Here is a 6,699-nt window from a genome sequence, read left to right on the forward strand (position 1 = left end):
AAATCTGGCGGGACATTAAAGAGCGTTAGAATGGTTCTGGGGCTCTCGCTGAAGGCTTTTGCAGAGCAAATAGAGATTGGTACCCAGTTACTACTATAAGCTCGAAAGAGGCAATCTCAGACCGTCACGATGAGTAGTAGTATGAAATCACAGGCAGAATATATTTCTCACTTTCTCGTATAAAAGTGTGATCGATAAGCATTAGAATCAAATAATTTTGTGTTTTCGGTTGTAATTTTCATGGATCTAGCATATAATAAAAGTGTGATTATTGAGAGCAAAACTCCAATAAAAATGTGAGGAGTGATTCTATGGAACGATTTATTTTAAAGAAATTGCTGGCTTGGAAGAATTCTCCCTACCGCAAGCCATTAATCTTGAAGGGCGTACGTCAGGTGGGTAAGACTTGGATTCTGAAAGAGTTTGGCAGGCGCTATTATGAAAATACAGCCTACTTTAACTTCGACGAAAATGAAGAATATAAGCAATTTTTTGAAACAACCAAGGATGTGGACCGGATTCTACAAAACCTTATACTGGCAAGCGGTCAAAAAATCGTGCCTGAAAAAACCCTTATCATTTTTGATGAGGTGCAGGACTGCCCTAAGGTCATTAACTCTATGAAGTATTTTTGTGAGAACGCACCGCAGTATCACGTTGCCTGCGCTGGTTCTCTGTTGGGTATTGCTCTGGCGAAACCTTCCTCTTTTCCTGTGGGTAAGGTCAACTTTATGCAGATTGACCCGATGACCTTTAATGAATTCCTACTTGCCAACGGTGATGAAAATCTGGCACAGTATCTGGAACAGGTGGACACTCTTGAACCCATCCCTGATGCCTTCTTTAATCCGCTGTATGAGAAGCTGAAAATGTACTATGTCACCGGTGGTATGCCGGAATCGGTATTGATGTGGACGGAAGCACGGGATGTTTCTGCCATGCAGGAAGCATTGTCCGGAATCATCGGAGCCTATGAGCGAGATTTTGCAAAACATCCTAATCTCAGCGAGTTCCCGAAAATCTCAATGATCTGGAAATCCATTCCTTCTCAACTAGCAAAAGAGAACAAGAAGTTCATCTATAAAGTGGTCAAGGAAGGAGCACGAGCCCGTGAGTACGAGGATGCCTTGCAATGGCTGGTAGATGCCCGTTTGGTGCATAAAATTTATCGCAGCTCAGCTCCCGGCCTGCCGATTGCAGCTTACGATGACTTGTCTGCCTTCAAGATTTATCTGGTGGATGTAGGACTGCTCCGCCGTCTGGCACAGTTGGCCCCCACTGCCTTTGGCGAAGGTAACCGCCTTTTTACTGAATTCAAAGGTGCATTAACCGAAAACTTTGTGTTGCAGACTTTAATTACTCAGTTTGAAGTCATGCCCCGTTATTGGAGCCAGAACAACCCACCTTACGAAGTGGATTTCCTCATTCAACGGGAAAACGACATCTTCCCCGTGGAGGTCAAATCCGAAGCCAACACAACCAGCAAGAGTATGAAGAAATTCAAGGAACTGTTTCCTGATAAGGTCAAGCTCCGCATCCGTTTCTCATTGGATAATTTGAAACTGGACGATGACGTGCTGAATATCCCGCTGTTCATGGCAGATCAGGCGGATCGATTGATTGGGTTGGCATTGGAAAAGATGGAGCACTGATGTATATAATATTAGCCTAAACCCCAACAGTTTAGCATCGTAATACCCAATTGCCACCTTTAAAAAGATAACTGTATCTTTTTTTCATAAATATTAATAATTCTTCCTATAAATAAGGCTGTCAGTATGGTTCCTATACCAAGACCATAAAAAGGGGTATGATTAATTAAACATAAAATAATAGTGACAAACACAAGTGTAATATCAAAAGTATTTTTCACTATTGAAAAAGGAAAAGAGAATACTTCTGAAATAGTTTTTACAATACCATCAGTTGGTGTTAAAATAAGATTTGTTTTCACGCTTAAAAATACGCCCATTGCAGTAATGAACATCGTCATAATAAAACAAATAACCCTTAAGTATAAACTTAACGATAATGTAGGAATTATAAAATCATATAAATCAGTCAACCAACCAAAAGCAAACGATAACGGAATTTCTAAAATAAAAGTAACTGTGATCTTTTTGGATAAAATACATTGAATAATAACAAATATTAAGTAACAGATAATAGAAGCTGTTCCTAAAGAAATGTTATAGATTTGTGATATTGAATACATCACAGAACTAAAAGCAGCAACTCCTAAATCAAATCGAACATTTAATACAACAGCAAAAGCTATTAAATTCAAACCAAGAAAATATAAAAAATATTTTTTCATTATTATTACCTCATCATTTCTATGGTACTGTAAGCCACCAGAACCGGAGATTCTGCCTGATGGCACACTTATAAAAAGCCCAAAGGCCTTGACTTCAAGGCTTTCAGGCTTAAGTTAACCCCAGCGTAGTCTGTTGTGTTTATCTTACTGGAATTTCACCTTCATCTATCAGTCTGTCTGGGGAAAATACAATACGGATTCTTCCGTCTGTCGCAACCTTGCAATCTCCGTCAAACGCATTCTTACCGCCATCCTCGATTTTCGCAGTTCCTGAAAGGATATTCTCACAGATGCGTATCGCTGTATTCATGATGCTATGATCCATGGAACCAACGAAAGGCATTCCCGCATATCCCACATGGCCATTAAAATTGCGGTCAAATTCACTTTCATAGGACTTGATTTTATCCAGAGCTCCCAATAGTGTATTAATACTGTCTCTGCAGAGCAGATTACCATTGCAGGCATCTCCAGAAAACAGGATTCGCTCTTTCCGATCAAGGAAACAATTTCCCAAAAGTTCCACATAATCTGCGATGCTATCATAATTTATCGGTTTAAGACTATCCTCATCTTTTTCGTGAATATATACCTCTTCAAACTGAGCAGCTCCTCCGATATGATCCTGATGTCCATGTGTCAGCACTACATCATAGGGAAGCGGAGTCAGCCAGGAAATCAGCTTTTTCAGGTCTGTCATTCCGACACCCGTATCGATGAGTAATGCACGTTCCGTACCTTTTAACAAAAACATGGCTGTCATACCAGCCTCATTGATAGCCCAGGTGTCTTTTGCAATCTCCATCACCTGATATGTAGTCAGCTTTGCTATATCCATTCCATCCTTTCCGCATCAGTGCATAAATACATTTTCTGCATCCTCATCTAATGGTACAGTAAATGCCGGAGCATGTTTAACAAGAAGCTCCATCAGCCTGTGGTCATAATTATCTTTAACTTCGCAGATATTGTCAAAAATCATAATTGCCTCTTTACCTGGCTCACATACCGACCACTGCGGAAGAGAAGGAACGGAAGGAATTGTTGATACCCATCTACTATAATCCCATACATTTCAGAATGATCCGAAGATTATGGACTGCACATCTTTGCACATCTCCGAGACACAGACGAGGTTTCTTATCCAAATGTCCTTTGTACCCGATTGCTCTGCCATCATCTAAAATAAAAGCAACTTCCTCATTGGCCGGGCATATCTTTGGCACAAAGCTTGCCGGATCATTGAAAAATGTTTTCATATCATTTGCCTGCATGTAGACTTTTTCCCCATCAACCAAAATCTCTCCATCCTTCATCTCGGCAGTATGTCCTTCACCCAGAGGTGCCATAACTGTATCCGGTCCTTCCGGATCAACCGTAAAGGAATTCCAGCGGGCTGCGAAAACCGGTGCAAATGGTACTTCCTGCACCATAATTACCTGCCCACGTTCATCAAACTCCGGCATAACTGTTCTCACAGCCTGAAGAATATTCATGACCCTTCCTTTTCCTCCCGGCATAATCAAATCATTTCCGGCATGCATGGATTTCCAGGGTGTACTGCTGCCTCCGTTCCAATCAGTCATGATCAGACCTTCAAATCCCCATTCTCCGCGGGCAAGATCCGTACATAAGTCATAACTATCTGCTGTAGGAACACCGTTGATCAGATTGTAGGAACTCATGATAGACAACGGCTGAGATTCCTGAATAGCAATTTTATAGGGTTCCAGATAAATCTCCCTCAGTGCCCGCTGACCAATCACAGAATCCACAGCATTCCGATTCGTCTCCTGATTATTAGCTGCATAATGCTTAATGCATCCACCTCCTCCTGGCAGGCTCTGAAGACCGCGTACCATTGCTGACGCCATCTTTCCAGATATGAGAGGATCTTCAGAAAAATATTCAAAATTTCGTCCGCACATAGGATCACGCTGAATATTCATTCCTGGTCCCAGAAGCAAATCAATCCGCATTGCCTGCATATCTGCTGCCATTCCGCATCCTACCTGTTCCAAAATTTCCGGATCAAAAGACTGAGCAAGAAGCGTACCCACCGGCCATGCCGTACAGTAATGGTATACCTGCCTCTTTTCCCCCGATTCCAGATCGGTTGCCTCAAACTGCTGTGTGATACGCACACCGCCCGGACCGTCTGCCAATACAATAGAAGAAACACCATAACTTTCCAGTGCGTGTGTTGTTTCCCCTGCCGCTCCAGGTACAGATTCCGAACTGGCTCCAATCACAGGATTGTTCTCATCCTGCACACCCCAGCCTGTACCACAGCAAAGATCCGCCAATTGTGCAGCATCAAGCTGTGCGGCAAATTCTTCCATTGACACTCTGCCCGAAGCCACATCATTCAGCTTCCATTCTTTCTTTTCCACATACCGTACTGTTTCGTAAGGCATAACCGGCTGATAGCTGGTATCTGTCGCATATGTAACCACCTTTTCATCGCTATAGGCGGAACGCGAATCCAGCGTTTCCGGTATCTGCACAGCCAGAAGAACCGGTACATCCTTCCATATAGTTTCATCCTTTCGGTCAGTTAACCCCTTCTTTTCTTCCAAAGTTTCCGTTAACGGAAGTTCCACCAATACCTGTTCTGTCAAAGCAGTTTGTTCCAGCCGAATCTTGCACACCGGTTTTGTATCTCTGGAAGAAGTACCGATACGCACTCCATAATCTCCTTTTGACAGAATATAACCTCCTGCATTTTCACTATAAGATGCAAGATTACGCAGCGGTATGCGGATTTTGATATCTTCCTTTTCGCCCGGTGCCAGTAACATCGTTTTTTGGAAACCTTTCAGCTCCTGTTCCGGCATATCCATCTCCGATACCGGTGCAGAAACATATACCTGCACAACTTCACGTCCGGCAAACGCTCCTGTATTTTCTACTGTTACGCCAAGAACCAGTGTATCCTCATCCAGCGATGCCTCCAGATTTCCCAGTGCAAATGTCGTATAGGAGAGTCCATAACCAAAAGGATAACCCGGCTCAACATTAAATGTATCAAAGTAACGATAACCTACATAAATTCCTTCCGTATATACTGCTTTATTAAAATCCTGAAGGAAATTGCCTGCCGTAGGATAATCTTCATATTTTTTTGCCCAGGTTGCGGTCAGCTTTCCTGACGGTGTTGTCTTACCTGTGAGAATATCGGTAACGGCGGCTCCTCCCTCCTGTCCTGCCTGCCCCATGAGAAGAATAGCATCCGCACAAGCTGCCTCCAGATCTTGCACCGATATGGAGCCCGGAACATTCAGCACCAGTATCAATGAGGAAAAAGCTGACCGTAGCTTTTTAAGATTATCCATCTCCACTGCAGAAAGCCTGTAATCTCCAATTTCATACTTTTTATCCCCAATGGATACTTCTTTTTTCATGAAACGATCATTTCCCTCACCGGAATTTCTCGAAATGACACAAATAGCAGTTTCTGTTTCTTTTGCATATTCTTCCAGTTTTTCTGTTGTCAGCGGTTCCTCCGGAAACGCAAAAACACTCATGACCTGGTCCTTCATCTCTCTTTTGGCCAGATCATAGCATCTGGCCCACGCCATCTGCTGTTCCCGGTTCACAATCTCAAAACCTTCTGTTTCCATAGCATTCAGAATATTAATATGATAACGCAGAGACTGATCCACATCCTGATCACCACCGCCGGAAAGACCGCCGTTAAAAGGATCTCCCGATCCCGTTCCGCCGCGGATTGTTCTGGCAGCTCCGTTTCCAAACAAGGCAATCTTTCCCCTGCCCTTTAACGGAAGAATCCCATTTATGTTTTTTAAAAGTACCATTCCCTGCGTCGCCGCTTCTCTCGATATTGCAGCACCGCTGATCTCACGTTCGGACATCGGCGGATATATCGTATTACTTTTCATATTTTTTCCCTGCCTTTCGTTTAAGACTCACTAAAATTTTCTTCATTTTCATGTTATTCCTATATTCTTAGAAAGTCCTACTATAAGGCCAAACATTTGAGATTTTACAATACCTCTATTATTTGTCTCTCATTGCAATAACTCTCCAAGATTATTTTAGATTTTCACGCGCGTTTTTACTTATGTGAACTACTCGGTAACTGAGTTACCAGAGCATCTGAATAGAGGCGGGATACCGCCTTTTTCAGGGTGCGTCCATGACACCACTACTGTTTACTCTTTCGAGTTATACAGCTACTTTTATGATTTCCGGTGTTTTCAGTCCGGTTACGGACAGTTCTTTTTTTACTCCGGATGCGGAGAGATATTTTCTCAGGATATTATATGCACCGACAGCATCCGCATTATAATTCTGGCTTCCATCTCTGTATAGCCCCCTCTGTTTTCGCTTGCACGGCTCTGCATATTTTCTTCCCACCT

Annotated in this window: 5 protein-coding genes and 1 pseudogene; 1 reads left to right on the forward strand and 5 read right to left on the reverse strand. The window is 42.7% G+C overall.

Annotation, left to right across the window (positions count from 1 at the left end):
- The first annotated feature begins 311 nt into the window (after positions 1–311).
- On the forward strand, positions 312–1,652 hold the full coding sequence (locus DXA57_RS13245) for an ATP-binding protein (RefSeq protein WP_117767808.1): 1,341 nt from the start codon (positions 312–314) through the stop codon (positions 1,650–1,652).
- A gap of 59 nt (positions 1,653–1,711) precedes the next feature.
- On the opposite strand, the gene DXA57_RS13250 is transcribed toward DXA57_RS13245, so the two are convergent.
- The 5 genes and pseudogenes from DXA57_RS13250 to DXA57_RS17545 all read right to left on the reverse strand — a co-directional run.
- Complete coding sequence (locus tag DXA57_RS13250) at positions 1,712–2,317, reverse strand: YczE/YyaS/YitT family protein (protein ID WP_082424688.1); 606 nt, start codon at positions 2,315–2,317, stop codon at positions 1,712–1,714.
- A 139-nt stretch (positions 2,318–2,456) separates the two neighbouring features.
- The gene (locus DXA57_RS13255; protein WP_117767809.1) at positions 2,457–3,155 is read right to left on the reverse strand and encodes an MBL fold metallo-hydrolase; all 699 of its coding nucleotides are present in this window, start codon (positions 3,153–3,155) and stop codon (positions 2,457–2,459) included.
- Between the two features lie 15 nt (positions 3,156–3,170).
- The gene (locus DXA57_RS17640; RefSeq protein ID WP_278309150.1) at positions 3,171–3,299 is read right to left on the reverse strand and encodes a hypothetical protein; all 129 of its coding nucleotides are present in this window, start codon (positions 3,297–3,299) and stop codon (positions 3,171–3,173) included.
- 76 nt (positions 3,300–3,375) lie between these two features.
- Entirely contained in the window at positions 3,376–6,219 is a 2,844-nt protein-coding gene (locus DXA57_RS13260) for a beta-glucosidase (protein ID WP_117767810.1), read from the reverse strand.
- Between the two features lie 286 nt (positions 6,220–6,505).
- Positions 6,506–6,699, reverse strand: a pseudogene (locus tag DXA57_RS17545) (RNA-guided endonuclease InsQ/TnpB family protein); the annotation flags it as partial.

The sequence above is a fragment of the Blautia sp. OF03-15BH genome (assembly GCF_003463065.1).
Classification (GTDB): Bacteria; Bacillota; Clostridia; order Lachnospirales; family Lachnospiraceae; genus Limivivens.

What these genes read in the sequence shown, in the direction of transcription:
- DXA57_RS13245 (WP_117767808.1), top strand. Translation starts at nt 312, where the DNA reads ATGGAACGATTTATTTTAAAGAAATTGCTGGCTTGGAAGAATTCTCCC.
- DXA57_RS13250 (WP_082424688.1), bottom strand. Translation starts at nt 2,317, where the DNA reads ATGAAAAAATATTTTTTATATTTTCTTGGTTTGAATTTAATAGCTTTT.
- DXA57_RS13255 (WP_117767809.1), bottom strand. Translation starts at nt 3,155, where the DNA reads ATGGATATAGCAAAGCTGACTACATATCAGGTGATGGAGATTGCAAAA.
- DXA57_RS17640 (WP_278309150.1), bottom strand. Translation starts at nt 3,299, where the DNA reads ATGATTTTTGACAATATCTGCGAAGTTAAAGATAATTATGACCACAGG.
- DXA57_RS13260 (WP_117767810.1), bottom strand. Translation starts at nt 6,219, where the DNA reads ATGAAAAGTAATACGATATATCCGCCGATGTCCGAACGTGAGATCAGC.